This window comes from Halomonas bluephagenesis (assembly GCF_054790765.1).
Window position 1 is genome coordinate 1,599,014 of sequence record NZ_CP133631.1, and the last position, 16,460, is coordinate 1,615,473.

General features: G+C 55.9%; 13 protein-coding genes and 2 riboswitches. Of the genes, 9 read left to right on the plus strand and 4 right to left on the minus strand.

Features of this window, described 5'->3' with window-relative positions:
• The first annotated feature begins 25 nt into the window (after window positions 1–25).
• The gene (locus tag REH51_RS07040; protein ID WP_498937338.1) at window positions 26–940 is read left to right on the plus strand and encodes a DMT family transporter; all 915 of its coding nucleotides are present in this window, start codon (window positions 26–28) and stop codon (window positions 938–940) included.
• Here REH51_RS07040 and REH51_RS07045 read toward each other — a convergent pair.
• Window positions 915–1,208, minus strand: coding sequence for a hypothetical protein (locus REH51_RS07045; RefSeq protein WP_498937340.1), 294 nt, complete (start codon window positions 1,206–1,208; stop codon window positions 915–917). The two genes, REH51_RS07040 and REH51_RS07045, sit on opposite strands and share 26 nt — an antisense overlap.
• Before the next feature lie 152 nt (window positions 1,209–1,360).
• Window positions 1,361–1,451, plus strand: a riboswitch (glycine riboswitch).
• Window positions 1,452–1,474: 23 nt separating this feature from the next.
• A riboswitch (glycine riboswitch) is annotated at window positions 1,475–1,582 on the plus strand.
• A gap of 57 nt (window positions 1,583–1,639) precedes the next feature.
• Here REH51_RS07045 and REH51_RS07050 point away from each other — a divergent pair.
• Window positions 1,640–2,881 carry a D-amino acid dehydrogenase gene (locus REH51_RS07050; RefSeq protein WP_498937342.1) on the plus strand — a complete coding sequence of 414 codons (1,242 nt, stop codon included), beginning with the start codon at window positions 1,640–1,642 and terminating at the stop codon, window positions 2,879–2,881.
• 19 nt (window positions 2,882–2,900) lie between these two features.
• Here REH51_RS07050 and REH51_RS07055 read toward each other — a convergent pair whose 3' ends face one another.
• Window positions 2,901–5,963 carry an efflux RND transporter permease subunit gene (locus REH51_RS07055; RefSeq protein ID WP_498937344.1) on the minus strand — a complete coding sequence of 1,021 codons (3,063 nt, stop codon included), beginning with the start codon at window positions 5,961–5,963 and terminating at the stop codon, window positions 2,901–2,903.
• Window positions 5,950–7,110: an efflux RND transporter periplasmic adaptor subunit gene (locus REH51_RS07060; protein WP_498937346.1), complete on the minus strand. Its 1,161-nt coding sequence runs from the start codon at window positions 7,108–7,110 to the stop codon at window positions 5,950–5,952. The genes REH51_RS07055 and REH51_RS07060 overlap by 14 nt, the downstream gene beginning before the upstream one ends.
• 101 nt (window positions 7,111–7,211) lie before the next feature.
• Here REH51_RS07060 and REH51_RS07065 point away from each other — a divergent pair, with 101 nt between their 5' ends.
• On the plus strand, window positions 7,212–7,862 hold the full coding sequence (locus tag REH51_RS07065) for a TetR/AcrR family transcriptional regulator (RefSeq protein WP_009722939.1): 651 nt from the start codon (window positions 7,212–7,214) through the stop codon (window positions 7,860–7,862).
• A 65-nt stretch (window positions 7,863–7,927) separates the two neighbouring features.
• On the opposite strand, the gene REH51_RS07070 is transcribed toward REH51_RS07065, so the two are convergent.
• Entirely contained in the window at window positions 7,928–10,060 is a 2,133-nt protein-coding gene (locus tag REH51_RS07070; protein ID WP_498937348.1) for a PhoX family protein, read from the minus strand.
• A gap of 254 nt (window positions 10,061–10,314) precedes the next feature.
• On the opposite strand from REH51_RS07070, the gene hemP reads away from it, so the two are divergent.
• The 6 genes from hemP (at window position 10,315) to REH51_RS07100 (ending at window position 16,357) form a co-directional block, all read left to right on the plus strand.
• On the plus strand, window positions 10,315–10,482 hold the full coding sequence (gene hemP, locus REH51_RS07075) for a hemin uptake protein HemP (protein WP_009722942.1): 168 nt from the start codon (window positions 10,315–10,317) through the stop codon (window positions 10,480–10,482).
• 111 nt (window positions 10,483–10,593) lie between these two features.
• Window positions 10,594–12,567, plus strand: coding sequence for a TonB-dependent receptor domain-containing protein (locus tag REH51_RS07080; RefSeq protein ID WP_009722943.1), 1,974 nt, complete (start codon window positions 10,594–10,596; stop codon window positions 12,565–12,567).
• A gap of 31 nt (window positions 12,568–12,598) precedes the next feature.
• The gene (locus REH51_RS07085; RefSeq protein ID WP_498937350.1) at window positions 12,599–13,687 is read left to right on the plus strand and encodes a ChuX/HutX family heme-like substrate-binding protein; all 1,089 of its coding nucleotides are present in this window, start codon (window positions 12,599–12,601) and stop codon (window positions 13,685–13,687) included.
• Window positions 13,684–14,553: a heme/hemin ABC transporter substrate-binding protein gene (locus tag REH51_RS07090; protein WP_234668004.1), complete on the plus strand. Its 870-nt coding sequence runs from the start codon at window positions 13,684–13,686 to the stop codon at window positions 14,551–14,553. Before REH51_RS07085 ends, REH51_RS07090 begins: the two co-directional genes overlap by 4 nt.
• The gene (locus REH51_RS07095; RefSeq protein ID WP_498937351.1) at window positions 14,550–15,590 is read left to right on the plus strand and encodes a FecCD family ABC transporter permease; all 1,041 of its coding nucleotides are present in this window, start codon (window positions 14,550–14,552) and stop codon (window positions 15,588–15,590) included. Before REH51_RS07090 ends, REH51_RS07095 begins: the two co-directional genes overlap by 4 nt.
• Window positions 15,584–16,357, plus strand: coding sequence for an ATP-binding cassette domain-containing protein (locus tag REH51_RS07100; RefSeq protein WP_498937353.1), 774 nt, complete (start codon window positions 15,584–15,586; stop codon window positions 16,355–16,357). The genes REH51_RS07095 and REH51_RS07100 overlap by 7 nt, the downstream gene beginning before the upstream one ends.
• Window positions 16,358–16,460 lie beyond the last annotated feature (103 nt).

Genomic DNA, 16,460 nt, shown 5'->3' on the forward strand with positions numbered 1-16,460 from the left:
CACTTCCAGGATGATTAAGCAGCTAATGTCTAACGCCAGCAGTACCCCGTTAAACGTCACCCCTTCTAGTTTATTGCTTGCCGTGGTGGCAGCTGTCGGCATGGCAACCATCGGCGTTATTTCGCGCATTACCGGGCTAAATGCCGAAAGCATTACGTTTTATCGTTTAGGCCTTGGGGCGGCGTTTCTGCTGGCGTATTTAGTGCTGACAAAACGCCACACCGCACTCAACGCACTGCCTGGACGGCAGGTAGTCATTAGCGGCGTACTTCTGGCGTCATTTATCCTCTTTTACGTTCAGGCCATGAACTACACCCAGATGGCCAACGCTATTTTGATGATCTACCTAGCACCAATTATCGCCGCCGTGGCAGCTCACTCCCTCTATGGTGAACGCCTTACCACTGAACAAATTGGATTGATTGGCTTTGCGCTATTTGGGTTCGCGATGATGCAAGAGTTTCGTTTGAACCTTGATGATCACCAAGACATTATTGGGATGGGCTATGCCTTAGCCGCCATGTTTGCCTATAGCGGCTTTATGCTCACTAACCGTCGTTTGCCAAGTCATTTAGACGACAGGGTCTGCGCGTTTTGGCAGTTGCTAGTAGGTGCGCTGGTCATATTACCGTTTGCTCTTTGGCAGCCAGAAGGATTAACCGCCGCATCCTGGCAGTGGCCTTGGCTATTATTGGCTGGCTTCTTACCCGGTTTTTTAGCATTGCTGTGTGCCGTGATGGCGATTAACCGACTGCCCACCGCCCTGTATGGAACCCTGGCTTACTGCGAGCCGGTGGCAGTGGTGATCTTTGGCTGGAGCCTATTTGGTGAAGCGTTGTCACCTCTGCAGCTAAGCGGATGCGCACTGATTGTTGTCTGCGGCATCATGCAAGCTTCGACGGGCGGGCGCCAACCTACATCATTAGCCACGACAGGATAAACAGCGCCAGCACAATACGCACGATGGCTCCTAGCAGGGAGCCTCGTAGCAGCGCCCGAAAGCCCCGCCATAACAGCCACAAGCCAATTACCAGCACCAGAATGCTAAAGAACGACGCATTGATACCCAGGGAGCGAGTAAGGCCATCAATAAAGTCATCGAACGCGCCGAAAAAATTGGTGAAAAAGCCCAATAAAACCTCCACCACCACGCGAATAGCATCGCCAATGGCTTCGCCAATACCATCAAAAAATCCGTTTGCCTGCATGCGTCTCGTCCATCGCTAAAAGGTTTTCGATATTGTCAGTTAAAACGACACCATTGCAAAGCATGCCGATAAAGCAGCGTGCTCTTCCCTTTTACGCCCCTTAAGACGTTTACCCTATTTCACTTTTTCGACTGACGCGTTAAAACATTGTCAAAGCAATAGCGGGAGAGACTGGTGCTAGCCACCAGCGCCGAAGGAGCAACGACCCCGGAAACTCTCAGGCCACCGGACCGCTATTGTTATGGTATTTACTAGAACAGTAATTACTAACACTTTCCGAAGAGCGGTTGATGACTGCGTCACTCAGCCCACCGAAGGAGCAAGCGCCTCAATGGATGCGTGAATCTCTCAGGTTCCATGACGGAAGGGGTACACCTAGCCACTTTTTGGCTCAGTGTATCGCCCGACGCTCATACAATCTGGAGAGACTTATGCAACGCATTGCTATTATTGGCGGTGGCATCACCGGCATTACAAGTGCTTATGCCTTGGCGAAGCGCGGGTTTGATGTGACTGTTTTTGAAAAGCACCGCTATGCGGCGATGGAAACATCTTTTGCCAACGGCGGGCAGCTATCGGCCTCGAATGCTGAAGTCTGGAACCACTGGCCGACGGTGCTTAAAGGCCTGCGTTGGATGCTAAAAAACGACGCGCCGCTCTTGGTCAACCCTCGCCCTAGTTGGCACAAACTCAGCTGGTTTGCAGAGTTCATCGCCGCCATTCCCCGTTATGCTGACAACACCACAGAAACCACTCGGTTAGCGATTGCTGCCCGGGAACACTTATTCCAGTGGGCGAAAGACGAGCAGATTGATTTCGACCTCAAACAGCAGGGCATTTTACATATCTACCGCGACAAAGCTGGCTTTGATCACGCAGCACGCGTGTCGCAGTTGCTAGCGAAAGGCGGCCTTGAACGCAGATCAGTAACCCCCGATGAAATGCGCACCATCGAGCCAACGCTGGCAGGTAGTTACTATGGCGGTTTCTATACCGAAAGCGACGCCACTGGCGATATCCACAAATACACCAACGGCCTCGCTAAAGCAGCCGCCAACCGTGGCGTGCAGCTTAATTATGGCCACCACATTGACGATATTGGCGCTGACGAGAATGGGGGTTGGGTAAGCGCCACGGTAGATAACAACAGCATGAGCCAACGCTTTGACAGCGTGGTCGTTTGCGCGGGGACCGGCAGCCGCGCCATTGCCGCCAAATTAGGCGATCGCGTTAATATCTACCCCGTAAAAGGTTACTCCATCACCGTACAGCTAGATGACGAGGCCTCTCAGCAAGCCGCGCCAACCGTCAGCCTGCTAGATGATGAAACCAAGCTGGTGACCAGTCGGTTGGGGCACGACCGCTTCCGCGTGGCTGGTACCGCTGAATTTAACGGCGCGAATCGCGATATACGCAACGACCGTATTCAACCGCTGGTTCGCTGGGTAGAAGAGTGCTTCCCTGGCGTGAGCACACAACGCGTAGTGCCCTGGGCGGGCCTACGCCCGATGCTACCTAACATGCTACCCAAAGTTGGGCCTGGCCGTTTGCCCACTGTTTTCTATAACACCGGCCACGGCCACCTAGGCTGGACACTATCAGCCATTACCGCCGAAATGCTGGCGGACGCGGTAGACACTTCTCACGCAACTTCCCTCGTTGTGGGCCGTTAAATATCCAAGCAAACGGCTGCTATTTGACACAGCCGTTTGCTACCCAAAGCCGATAAAGCGCAGGGGTAAAGAAAAACGACACCAGCGTTGCCAAAAGCAGCCCAAAACCGACGGTTTGCGCGAAAGGTGGCCACAATCCACCTGCCGCCATCATCAATGGAATTAATCCGGCGAAAGTGGTGATCGTCGTTGAGACAATATGACGACTGGTGGGGCCGCTAATGACCGCTAACATGGCATCGATATCGCCTTGGCGTGCAGCCTCATCGTCGTCAAACGCAGCAATGATGATGATAGTGGCATTAATCGCCACGCCCACCAGCCCCATAATGCCAACGATAATCACAAAACCGAAGGCATGGCCGCTTAATAACAGCGCCACAATACCCATGCCCATCGCCTGAGCCCCAGCAATAAACACGATAGCTGCGCGACGAAAGGAATTAAACGCCAGCACGACCGTTGCCACCATGGCAATTACCAGCAGTATCACCGAGGCCAACAGGTTACCCACGGCTTCGTCGCGTTCGGCGGCCTCCCCACCGGGTTCAATGCGATAACCAGAAGGGAGATGAATCTCTCCTGCTGTTAGCGCGTTTTGCAGCGAGTCTTCTAGCTGCGCCATGGAAACCGCAGGCAACGCATCGGCCACCAAGTAGCCTTGCACCAACTGTACCCGTTCAGCATTACGGCGAGTAATCACGCTCCAGGCTGGCGTTAGCGATATCTCCGCTACTGCCGCTAGCGGCAACCCCTCTGCGACGCGATCACTGACTAAGCGCAGCGCGGCAAGCTGTTCCGCATCGGTACGCCATTCACCAACATAACGCACTCGAACGGGTAGCTGCTGAGTATCTTCCAGCAGCATGCCAGCAGACTGGCCCGACAGTGCAGCACCAACCTGTTCCGCTAGGCGTTGTGGCGTTAGGCCTGCATCGTGAAGCGCCGTTTGGTCGATATCCAGCGTTAACCTAGGCAGGTCGCGCTGCATGCCTGCGCGCACATGGGTCACCTGAGGCAACTGGTGCATTAGATTCGCTAGTTCGAGCCCCAGCGATGACAGTATGTCCAAGTCATCACCGTAGACCCGTAGCTCAATCGGGGCTTTAAACGGAGGCCCCTGTTCATACTTACGCACCACGCTTTGCGCCTGCGGAAAGTGCTGATCAAGTCCCTGCTGCAGCATCGGCACCCGCTGATTCGTCACCGCTAACGACTCGGCATCAACAATCAAGTGTAAAAACGCGGGGTTGTTATCCTCATTGGTCAATACGTTGTAGTACATCATGGGTGCACTTTCGCCGATAAATGCCGACACCCGCTTGATTCCCGGCAGCTCTCGGATAAGGGCCTCGGCTTCGTAGGCCAACGCTGCGGTATTGGCCATGCTGCTAGCCGGTGGCAAGCGTACTTCAATGTGGAATTGATCACGGTCTGCCGGTGGAAAAAACGCGACGTCTAACGTTGGCATTAAGGCGATGCCGCCCACAGGCACACATAACGTTATGATCATGGCAGCCACCGGATGACGCAGCGCGCTGCGTACGGTACGGCGAAAACCACGCTTGACCACGTTATCTTTTGACCCTGACGGCTTATTCGCCACATTGGCTAGCAACATCGGAGATAGCGCGGGCACTAGCAACAGCGATACCAGGTAAGAGCTCACCAGCGCCACCATAACGGCCATGGCTAGCGGGCCTACGAACTCTCCGGCGGGCCCCGGCATTAGCACAATTGGCATAAACGCCAAGATTGTCGTCAACGTACTGGCAAGTAGCGGCACGGCTAAATGGCGCAAGGCATCTCGGGTAGCGGCAATCACCGAATCCCCTTGCAATAAGCGCTCGCGAAGGGCATTGGTCATGACGATGGCGTTATCCACCATTAATCCCAGCGCCACAATAATGCCGGTAATGCTCATCTGGTGGATATCAATACCCAGAGGTTTGAAGAACGCCAACGTGAGCAGCGCCGTGGCGGGAATCGCTAGCCCCACGGTGATCGCCGAGCGCCAGCCCATGGTTAAAAATAGAATAGCCACGACCAGTACTAACCCCATCAGCAGGCTGCTAGCGACATCGCTTAAGCGCTGATTGGTATAACTGGCCTGTTCAAATACCTCCTCAACATCAAGGCCCACGGGCAATTCGTCAGCAAACGCCATAAGTTGTTGCTGAGCCCGTTCAACCCAAACATCGATACGCTGGCCGGGGGCCATACGGGCACCAACAAACACCGCTCGTTCGCCGTTAAGCAGTGCCATGGCGGCAGGCGGATCCTGCACGCCACGGCGCAGCTCGGCAATCTCACCTAGTCTAACCGTCTGGCCTTGCCGGATAGCCACGTCGACATCGCGCAATCTGTCCAACGTATCAAACTCACCGCTCAGTCCGACCGTTAGCCGATGGCCATGTGTAACCACTTCGCCTGCCGTGCGGCGGCCATCACTTGCTTCGATAGCAGCGGCCAACTGGCCTACAGAGAGCCCCAACGCATTTAGCTCTAAGGGGTCGACCATGACCTCGACCTGTTCCCCTGCGACACCAAACAGATGCGTGTACTCCGTGCCTGCAATACGCCTAAACTGGTCTTCTAGGCGTTCAGCATAGCGCTCCATCAACTGAGGATTGGGCGGGGTATCTAGCGTCCAACGCAGGGCGGCCACCATGCTAAAGGCGTAACCTCGGTCATCCAGCAGCTCTGGCGTTTGCACACCGGCTGGCAAGGGTGGCGCGATATCGCCTAACTTATCTCGTACCCGGCTCCACACCGGAGTGACATCAACAACCGCGTCTTCTAATTCAAGACTGATAACAGCGATGCCCTGGCGCGACGTAGACTCAAGCACTTGGATTTCTGAAATAGTGCGCAACTCGTTTTCAATGGGCCGCGCTACCAGCGCTTCAACCTGCTCAGGCGTAGCACCAGGAAACGGCGCGAGCACGGTAGCCATACGCGCAATCAAATGAGGGTCTTCTGCTCGAGGAAGCGTTTGAATAGCCGACAGCCCAGCCACAACCAGCAACCCCAAGGTTAATGCCACAAGACGTCGGTTAAACAACCATTCAATGCGCTGCATAAGCCACATCCTCGCTGAGGGTGACCTGCTGCCCTGGGGTGATGCGGTGAATACCGCTAGTTATTAACCTTATTCCTGGTTCGAGGGTTCCGCGCACGAAAGCTTGATCGCCCTCGGTATGCAACAACTCCACACTCGCCCTTGCCACACGAAAACGCCCCTCTTCTAGCGGCTCTGCCACCAGTACGTTCCACAACCCTCGGTCGGCAGCACGCAAAGCATCTAGCGGCACCCAATAGCCACTGGCAGACTCTGAAATTACGTAGCGGAGTTCAGCGAGATCTCCAGGCACAACGTTGCTTGAAGCGTCCAGCGATACCACCAGCGTCTGTGTACGGCTGTCGCTGTCAATGTGGGGTAGCCGAGCGCGCACCTCACCGCCAATAGTATGCTGATTAACATTGAGTGTGACCGTCTCGCCTGGGGTAAACGTCGCCGCTAACCGAGCAGGCAAACCCAGGTGCGCTTCGAGTTGCTCAATATCGATAAGCTCAAACGCGGCGGTGCCGCTAGCCACTAAACTGCCAACACTGACATAACGTTCAATCACGCGTCCGGCGAAGGGCGCTTTTAACGTGCTATCTTCAAGATCTGCGGTAAGGCTGTCTCGTTCCGCCGCCAGTGCCGCAAGGCGGGCTTGAAGTGTTAGCCGATCTGTACGGGCCTGATCCAGCGTTGTGCGGCTAGCAAAGTTACTTTGATTAAGTTGCGCTTCACGCTCTTCTTGGCGCTGGGCAAAAGCAAGGCCAGCGCGGGCTTCTTCGCTGCGTGCAGCTACCTCTGCCAAACGGCTTTCAAGGCGACGGTTATCCAGTGTCGCCAGCACATCGCCCTGTTCAACCGCATTCCCCCTATCAGCCAACACTTCGCTAACACGCCCAGCGGGCTCAAAGGCAAGCGACACAGACTGACGTGCGACCACTCGACCCGTTAAACGCACGTCCCGCTCAAGCTGTTCGGAGTGGGCAAGAGGCTGCGTAGCCACTTGCAACAAAGCGTTATCAGCCCCTTGCTGATCAGCCAGCTGGGCTCGACTGTGCTGGCTACTAAGCGTAACCACCGCGACTGCCGTAATGCTAATCATGATTAAGGCAGCCAGCGTGCCACGACGTCGGTGCCGCCAGGAAGTATTGAAGGGGGTGCCCATAATGGCCTCGAAATGGTTTATTCTTGAACGATACGGTTCACTATAATATGTGTACGCCAGCGTTCAATATTTATTTATTCGATAGGCACGGATTTTACCGAATGACTGACTCGCAACCTTTACCGCCTGACAAAAAACGCAGCGCCGGCCGCCCCAAAGATATGGCGAAGCGCAACGCGATGCTAGACGCGGCGGCCTGCCTATTTTTTCGCTTTGGACTCGAAGGGGTGACCATGGAAGCCGTTGCCCGTGAAGCAGGTGTTTCCAAAGTGACCGTGTACGGCCATTTTGCGACCAAAGAAGCGCTATTCGGCAGCGTCATTCAGCGTGAAACCGCCCTCATTCGTTATGGACTAGAACAGCTTCCCGACACTCACGAAGCCGTGCGTCAATCACTGATTGAAGTCGGCACAGGCCTCGTGCGCTTTTTGTTGGAGCCCCACGTATTAGCCGTTGAGCGTGTTATGAGTACACAGGGAAGTCAGTACCCTGAACTGCTTCTGGCCTTTTTCGAAGCCGGCCCCTGGGCCACTAAAAAGTGGCTGCAGGAAAAGCTTGAGGGGCTAGCCTGCGCGGGGCATTTAACGCTTAACGCACCCACGCTAGCCGCCGACCAACTCTGTAGTATGTGGCAAGGTATGTTAGTTATGGAGGTGCGCATGGGGGTACGCCAGCCCCCAAGTGATGAAGAGCTTCATCATCAGATTAGTCGCGCCGTAGATGTGTTTTTGGCGGCGTATGGAAACCATTGAGCGCACCACCAGTATGCAAAAAAGCCCCGTAATGAACGGGGCTTTCGCAACGCTTAGGTTTTGATTTAAACGCCCACAGGCCCGCCATCACGCTTTTGAATAACCACCGTTGCGGCTCTGGGTCGTACTTGACCGCTGGCCATAGCGGTGGCGTCTTGGGTCAGTGCGCTACCATCCGCGGGCCAGTTGCCGGGGTGCTGAATATTGATAAACAGCGCCGTTTTATCTGGCGTCGCAAAAATCCCAGTCACTTCACAGCCATTCGGCCCAACAGCGAAGCGTTTAAGTTGCTGTTGGTTACTGTTGTTAATCACCGGACCGGTACCCTGAAGCTCGTCTAGGCTGTTAGGCACCACGGCTAATAGCTGATCGTTGGTGTACTCGGTAACGCCTTCATAACCGTTATCGGTCTGAATCCAGAGAATGCCCTGACCGTCATCGCGCTGGTCAAACCACAGACCATCGGGGCTGGCAAACTGGTTCATTTCAGTAAGGCCGGAATGATTGCCTTCATCATTAGTGGCGGCACCAAACACAAACACTTCCCAGCGAAAGGCATTCGGCAGGCGACTTTCACGCCAGCGGATAATATGACCTGCTTCGTTATTAGCGCGTGGGTTAACGGCGTTAGCCGGGGCTGTCTCGTAGCCCACCCCTAGCTGAGCAATGTCATCGCCTTGATTAGTGAAAGTAGCCGCTGCGGCCTCTTCGTTACGTTTAGAGTTATTAGTCAGCGTTAGATACACCTCGCCGGACGAAGGATCTACTGTGGCCCACTCAGGTCGATCCATTGGGGTAGCCCCCATCAGGTCCGCCGCATCACAGGTATTAATAATAACGCCCGCTAGATCGTTCTCTGCCAAGCCCAAAGCCGTTGCCAGCGGACGACCATCGCGTGTTTGGGCGCTAGGTGTTAGCGGCAACCACTCACCGCTACCATCGGCATGGAAACGGGCCACATAGAGGGTGCCGTTATCCATATACTTACTACCAATAGCGAGACGGTCATACGCCTCGCCTGGGCGATTGGCATCGGCAGGGTCCCAAGCAGCGTCAGAAACGTATTTATAGACGTACTCGTTACGTGCATCGTGACCAGAGTAATAAACCACCGGCTGACCGGCCTCTAGCTTGCCTAACCAACACCCTTCATGGCGGAAACGGCCTAGTGCTGTGCGCTTAACCGCGAGGGCATCACTGTAGGGGTCGACTTCTACTTGGTAGCCAAAAGTGCGCGCTTCATTGCGGTAGTCATCTTCGGCACGCTCACCGCGTGGCGTGATATCGAAACGGGCAAACTCATCATTTTCTTCAGAGGCATCCCCCGCCGAGGTATCCCAACCATAGCGGCTTTTGTCAGTGGGGATACCAATCCGCGCGTCGTCCTGGAAGAGCTGACCGTGATTAACGAACACATTGGGCCAGTTCTCTTCGCAAGCGATATAAGTCCCCCAAGGAGTTACTCCGTGACCACAGTTGTTATTGGTACCACGGGTTTGAGTACCCACTGGCGAAAAGCGCGTTTTTACATAGTCGCTGCCCGCCACCGGGCCAGCAAGTTCCATCGGTGTCGCGCTGGTAAAACGGCGGTTATAGGATGATCCAGGCACATGCGACCAGTGACCGTTAGCATCTTTTTCGACTTCGACAATGGTGACGCCGTGAGCGTTGATTTCGGTACGCGACTCCTCCGCTGGACGCTTGCCTCCAGCGTCAGTGGGGCCACCCTGCGGAGCCCAGAGCGCATCTTGTTCGATATATTCGTTGTTGAGGGCTAACACAAAGCGCTGCGAGGCGTTATCGGCATCCAGGGCAAAACCAGCCATTCCATCGTGGTTCATACCCACGCTAGCGGCTTTACGCTCGGCGGTCATTGGCTGGTCGGGCTGCCAGCTGTCACCAGCGCTCAACGGCGTTCCCCACGGCACAAGCACTTGGGCAATATAGCCTTCTGGCACTACGACAGCATCTGTTCGCGACCCTTGAACCGCCTCAAACGCCAGCGTCAACGGCGTTTTTTGCGCCCCGTTTGAAGCCAGCGCTTGGGCGGCGCCGCCAAAGCCAAGCATTGAAGCAGCGGCCAAGCCTAAGCCGCCACGCATTACCGCACGCCGTGAAACATGCTGCGCCAACACATCCGCAAATGGCTGGTTGCTGCTCTGATTAAACAGGCGGTGATCTTCAATTTCCTTGCTCATAACGGTCCCCTTGTCACGGTTAACACGCGCTAGTTTTAAGTTAAGGAGACACTAATCAATTTAGATGACAGGGTAATGACGAGCACTCTACTGTTATATGAACGTTCATTAGCAAGCTTTCACCGACTATTAAACCTTTAGCGAAGCGTCTGCACGTTAGTTGAGAACGATGGTTAAGAGTGATGGTTGTGAGCGAGGGGGAAGTCTGCTAAATTAATGCTAATAGTTATCATTACCACAGGACATAACCTCTCATGCAGCCTAGGAAAAAAGATGTTTCGCCAGAAGGCTCACCTAGCGCATCTCGCGAGGTGACAAGTCAGGCGCTGCTTGATCAAGACGGTCAGTTGGTTATTCACCATGAACAGCGACGCTATGTGCTGCGCCGCACGAAAAGCGGCAAGCTGATCTTAACAGCGTAAGCCTTTTAAAAATAATCACTTACCTACTACTAAAATTTTTAGCCAGCCAGGTAGCCCATCGCCCCCAGCCAGCAACATTATCCATCACTTTCTGCTGGAACTGTCTGGCCCATGAAACCAACTCACACGTTAGGCCTTTGCCTTACCTTACTTCCTCTATTGCCCGCCTACGCCAATGACACGGATTTAGATCCCGTCACGGTAACAGGTACCCGAGCACCGACGGATCTGTCCCGCGCACCGCTGATTATCGACATCATTGACCGCCAAGACGCAACGCTTGCCACTGCGAGCCGCGTTGAAGACGTGCTGAGCCGCCAGCCTGGCCTGCATGTTGCTGGCCAAGGACGCCGTAACGGCCAAACGCTGAGTATGCGTGGCTTCGGGAGAAATGGTGTACTGGTGCGCCTGGATGGCGTTCGCCAAGATATTTCCACCGGACATGTGGGCAACTTTTTTCTAGACCCAGCGCTGATTCAAGAAGTGCAGATTGCCCGTGGCTCGCTTTCCAGTCTGTACGGTAGCAACGCCATGGGCGGCGTTGTTAGCTTTACCAGTGTCGAGGCCAGCGACCTGTTAGCCCCAGGTGAAGATAGCGGGGCACGTCTTTCCCTAGGTGGGGCGACGGCTAACAACGAGCTACGCGGCAGCCTGACCGCGTTTGGCCGCCGCGACACGGCTAATGGGCAAGTGGATGGGCTATTTTCTGTGGGCCGCAGCGAGTCCGGCGATATTCGTCGCGCGGGCGGTGATGAAGCAGTAGAAGATGCCAGCCTCAATAGCCTGCTGCTCAAAGGCGGCTGGATGCCAAATGACGAACAGCGGGTGTTTATTAGCTGGCAGCACTATGACGAGCGCGCCACCCAACCCGCTAATCCGCAGCAGCTATCAACCAGCGCTAGCAACCCATTACGCGACCGTGATGTTGAGAGCAATAACGTACAGCTTGGCCACCGCTGGCAACCGAGTGGTGCCACCGAAATCACCTCACAGCTCACTTTTAGCCAACAAGATATCGACGAGCCACAGGCTAGCCGTACCCTTGAACGAGTTGGCCTGCAGAGCGACGGCTATCACAGCATCGATCACGGCTGGCTTTCACAAACGCTGGTGTTTGGTGCCGAGCTAGAACAGGCCCGTCAGCGGCCTGATGGTGAAGCGAATGGTTTCCCCAAGGCAGATATTGATACCCAAGCGGCATATTTAGACACGACCCTCACTGCCGGTAGCTACTTGGCTGAAGGCGGCGCGGGGCAGTTTGACGTTGGCATAGGCGCTCGCTACGACCGCTATGACGCCAGCGGTCAAAACGATGCCGACAGCGTGCACGACCAAGTGTCGCCGCGCTTCCGCCTTGCCTGGCGACCCGACGACTCCTTGATGCTTTTCTCAGGCTACGCCGAAGCCTTCCGCGCGCCCAGCCTTTCCGAGCTTTACGCTAACGAGCGCCACTTTGCTGGGTTCTGTGCAGGGCCATTTTTCTGTACGCCCGACAACTACTGGATTCCCAACCCTAGCCTTTCCCCCGAAACCAGCCGCACATGGGAAAGCGGTGTGGTGTGGCACCAAGGCGACTGGCAGGTGCGCGCCAGCTACTTCGACACCCGTGCAGACGACTTCATCGACACTCAGGTCGATATCATGGCGGGCACAACTCAAGCCGTAAACGTGCAGCGTGCTCAGCTATGGGGCTATGACGCCCGACTTACTTGGCAACCTAACGCATTCCCGCTGCTGACCAGCTTTGTAGGTCTTTCAGAGGTATCTGGAAAGGATCGCGACAGCGGTGAGGCTCTGGGTAGCCAAACGCCCCTGGAAATGACACTGGGCAGTGACGTCGCGCTTTATAACAGCGCTGTACGGGTCGGCTGGCAAGGCCGTTTTGCTCAGGCGTTCGACAAACAGGGCGACGATGAACGCCTGCCAGGCTATGGGCTGCACGATATACACCTTGCCTGGCAAATCACCCCCGCTATTGATACCGCACTGCGCCTCGCCAACCTCGGCGACAAAGTGTGGTATCGACCTGATGGCAGCCTGGGCGACGGGCGCAGCCTGTTCGCCACCCTCAACTGGCAGTGGTAACCCGCTGCAATGTTAAGTCTAGAGGTGACGTATGATTGAGTCTCAGCAGATCGCAATTCTTGAAGCCTTTGACGCAGCTCGAGCAGCGCAGCATCGCCTGCCAGCGATTGATATTGCCGAGCGCTTATCAATCAGTGAAGGCGAACTTCAGGCAGCGCGCTTAGGCCGTGACGTGTGGACGCTGCCCCTTGCGCCGAAAGACCTTGCGGCTCGCCTCCCCCTGTTAGGCCGAGTCAAAGCGCTCACCCGCTCTCGTTTAGCCGTGCTCGAGCAAACCGGTGATTACCCTGACCTGGACGGCGGGCCGCAAACCGGCTTGCTGCTTGACCCAGGCGGCCTAGATTTACGGTTACTGTATTCCCATTGGCACTGGGCCTGCCTGATCCGCGACCCTATCCATGACCCTATCCATGACCCTGTCCGTGACTCCCTGCCAACAGAGAATGAACAAGGCAAGTGGCGTTGGAGTCTGCAAGTTTTTAACCAGCATGGCTGTGCCATTCACAAAAGCTTTGCGCTGGAAAATCCGCTGCCTCGCCCATGGGGCGCATTAGCCGCCCTAGGCACCATGGACGCCCCGGCGTTTACCCAGTGCATACCCCGTTTAAAGCGTGCCCTCCCGGAAGCACCTATGCTAGCCAGCGAATGGGGATCAATGCGCGATGTGCACCAATTCTTCGCCTTGCTTCAGCGCCACCATCTAGAGCGCATTGAAGCCAACCAGCTAATGGAAGGCCGTTATACTCGCGCGTTGCCCGTCGATGCTCTGGAAAATCTGTTAACCAAAGCAAGTCAGCGCGCACTGCCACTGATGCTGTTCGTGGCAAGCCCCGGCTGTGTACAAATTCGCACTGGCACGCTACCTGAACCTCAGCGCGCCCGCGGATGGCTGAACCTGTTTGGCGAGCAGTTCACGCTGCACCTTAATGACACCGCCATTGAGCAAGTGTGGCAGGGCAGCAAGCCTAACCGTGACGGTGGCGTCACCAGTGTAGAAGCCTTTGATGCAGAGGGGTCTTTGGTGCTGCAAATTTACGCTGAGCGCCAGGAAGGTCGCGTGGAGCGTCCCGAGTGGCGGCAGTTGCTGAATGAACTCGGCAGCCAAGAGGCCGTGGCATGAATGTCACACGCTTCGCATGCCAGTCGTTTGCCGCGCTACTGATTGGCTGGTTAACCACTGGCGGGGCGCTAGCCAATGAACGCTGGGTCATTCTGGGCGGCGATATCGCTGAAACTATCGCCGCGCTTGGCGCGGATATCGAGGTCGTTGCCCGCGACGATACGGTGTTCCACCCGCCAGAAATGGCCGCACTGCCTTCCGTAGGCTATCTGCGCCAGCTGTCGGCAGAAAGCGTACTCTCAGTGGCGCCGGATCGTGTGTTAGCAGCGGGACATTCCGGCCCAAAAGAGGTGTTGGAACAGCTAGAGGCCGTGGGTGTAACGGTTGATGTGATTGATGCCCCTGCTGACCTTTCCTCGATTGCCGAGAAAGTCCGCACAGTAGCTCAGCACACGCAACGCCAACAAAGGGGTGACGAGTTGGCAGCCTCACTCACCGCAACGCTTGAGCGCTTGGCGGCTCTTCCCCCGCTGCCTGATACGCGTGCGATGTTTATTCTTCACCATAGTGGGCTAACACCGCGAGTCGCCGGCAGCGATACCGCCGCTCATATAGCCTTGGATGCCGTTGGCCTCGACAATGCCTTTGGCGATATGACTGGCTATCAAAGTGTCGCGGCAGAGGCGCTGGCAAAAGAAGCACCCGCGCTGGTGATTATGTCCCAGCGGGGGTTAGACGCGTTGGGCGGTGAAAGCGCGCTATGGCAGTTACCGGGGATGCGCTTAACGCCCGCAGGGCGCGAACAGCGGCTTATTGTGATTGATGATCAGGCGCTACTCGGCTTTGGCCCCCGCACGCCTGACCAGCTATTTACCCTACGCCAAAACATTGAAGCGCTACTTGGCACAGAGCAGGCTAGCCGATGATTACCAGCGCTTCCCATGATCGTTATCGGCCCTCACTCCCGCTTAACCGAGCCACACGTGTGTTGAGTGGCCTGACACTGGCACTATTAATTGCCCTGGGCTGGGGTGCGGCTTCAGGCGCGCTAGGCGTGTCACCCTGGGCACTTATCAATGGCAGCGCGGACGAGCTCAGTGTCCAAGTGTGGTGGCAGCTACGCCTACCGCGCCTACTTCTGGGGGTTGCCGTGGGGGCGATGCTGGCGGGCAGTGGTGCCGCCATGCAGGGGCTATTTAGAAACCCATTGGCCGACCCAACGCTATTAGGCCTTGCCAGTGGTGCAGGGCTATTTGTAGCACTTTGGATTGTGCTATTTCAGGGCAGCGCTGCCGTTAGCCTCTATGGCCAGTTTGCGGCTGGGTTCCTAGGGGCACTTAGCGTTTGCTTAGTGGTATTTGGCATTGCCAAGCGCCAAGGTGGTGGCAGTGCCGCCGTGATGTCGCTGCTGCTAGCAGGCTTGGCAATCAACACCTTAGCTGGCGCTGGGGGCGGCGTACTGGCGTTTATTGCCAGCGATGAGCAGCTACGCCAGCTAAGTCTCTGGGGGATGGGCACGCTTACCAACGCTCTGTGGCGCACCACGGCCTTAGCCCTTGTCCTTATTGCTGTTGCCCTATGGCTGTTAATACGCAGCGCTCGTGAGCTTGATCTACTTCAGCTAGGCGAATCTACCGCCCATGCGGCAGGCTTGGATGCAACGCGCTTAAAACGCCGTGTGGTTGTTGCTACCTCGCTTGGCGTAGGGCTGTGCGTCGCGCTGACCGGCGTAATTGGCTTTCTTGGCTTGCTCATCCCCCACTGCCTACGACTTTGGCTCGGGCCTGGCCATCGCCTGCTGCTCCCCGCCTCTATGTTAGGCGGTGCACTACTGCTAGTGGTGGCCGATACCCTGGCGCGCACCCTAGGTGCCCCTGCCGAAATTCCTGTCGGGCTGTTAACCAGCTTACTGGGTGGCCCTTACTTTCTTTACCTCCTAATGCGTCGGAATCGGGCATGCTAACCCTACATCAAGCTGGTTTCACCACCACGCCCTCTATCGCGCCGCTGGACGGCACCCTTCGCCCTGGAGAACTGCTCGCTATTGTTGGGCCTAACGGCGCGGGCAAAAGCACCTTACTTAGCATGCTGTCGGGGTTTCGCCCTTGTGAACAAGGCGAGCTACACCTGGATGGAAAGCGTCTGAGTGATTGGCCAATCAGCGAGCTTGCCAATCGCCGGGCGCTAGTGGCCCAACAGGAGTTACTCGGCTTTGATTGGCAAACCTGTGAGCTGATGAGTTTAGGCAGCAATCCAAGCAGCACACTTGTTGCAGAGCTACTGCATGATTTAGACCTGACGCACCTTGCCAAACGCAGCGTGCTTTCGCTCTCTGGCGGCGAACGCCAACGGGTAATGATTGCGCGGGGTGCCTGTCAGCTACTCTCTCGACGCGCACCCACCGCCAAAGATGGCGGACTTTTACTGCTGGATGAACCCACTAGCGCTCTGGATATCGGTCAGCAGCAGCGCTTAATGCGTCAACTGCGCACCTGGGCAGAACGACATCATATGGCGATTGTCTGCGTGCTTCACGACCTCAACTTAGCTGGCACCTACGCCGACCGAGTGTGGCTGGTGCATCAAGGTCAGCGTATTGCTCACGGCTCGCCCGCTGAGGTACTTGATCCGCAACGCATAGCGGCTATCTATCATGCCGATATTACTGCACTGAGCCACCCCACATCACACCGTACGAACGGTACCCCCTGGCTAGCGCTAGATCATTGATCAACAGGGCATCACAGCAGGCTAGCCTCATAGAGAGGCATACGAAGCAGTACAAAACAGCTGTACAAAAGCATCACAAACCTTAGACTTAAACGTATATAAG

Excerpts from the sequence above, each read along its gene's own strand:
- REH51_RS07090 (WP_234668004.1), top strand. The coding sequence starts at position 13,684 with ATGAATGTCACACGCTTCGCATGCCAGTCGTTTGCCGCGCTACTGATT.
- REH51_RS07060 (WP_498937346.1), bottom strand. The coding sequence starts at position 7,110 with ATGGGCACCCCCTTCAATACTTCCTGGCGGCACCGACGTCGTGGCACG.
- REH51_RS07040 (WP_498937338.1), top strand. The coding sequence starts at position 26 with ATGTCTAACGCCAGCAGTACCCCGTTAAACGTCACCCCTTCTAGTTTA.
- REH51_RS07055 (WP_498937344.1), bottom strand. The coding sequence starts at position 5,963 with ATGCAGCGCATTGAATGGTTGTTTAACCGACGTCTTGTGGCATTAACC.
- REH51_RS07080 (WP_009722943.1), top strand. The coding sequence starts at position 10,594 with ATGAAACCAACTCACACGTTAGGCCTTTGCCTTACCTTACTTCCTCTA.
- REH51_RS07065 (WP_009722939.1), top strand. The coding sequence starts at position 7,212 with ATGACTGACTCGCAACCTTTACCGCCTGACAAAAAACGCAGCGCCGGC.
- hemP (WP_009722942.1), top strand. The coding sequence starts at position 10,315 with ATGCAGCCTAGGAAAAAAGATGTTTCGCCAGAAGGCTCACCTAGCGCA.
- REH51_RS07070 (WP_498937348.1), bottom strand. The coding sequence starts at position 10,060 with ATGAGCAAGGAAATTGAAGATCACCGCCTGTTTAATCAGAGCAGCAAC.
- REH51_RS07095 (WP_498937351.1), top strand. The coding sequence starts at position 14,550 with ATGATTACCAGCGCTTCCCATGATCGTTATCGGCCCTCACTCCCGCTT.
- REH51_RS07085 (WP_498937350.1), top strand. The coding sequence starts at position 12,599 with ATGATTGAGTCTCAGCAGATCGCAATTCTTGAAGCCTTTGACGCAGCT.
- REH51_RS07100 (WP_498937353.1), top strand. The coding sequence starts at position 15,584 with ATGCTAACCCTACATCAAGCTGGTTTCACCACCACGCCCTCTATCGCG.
- REH51_RS07050 (WP_498937342.1), top strand. The coding sequence starts at position 1,640 with ATGCAACGCATTGCTATTATTGGCGGTGGCATCACCGGCATTACAAGT.
- REH51_RS07045 (WP_498937340.1), bottom strand. The coding sequence starts at position 1,208 with ATGCAGGCAAACGGATTTTTTGATGGTATTGGCGAAGCCATTGGCGAT.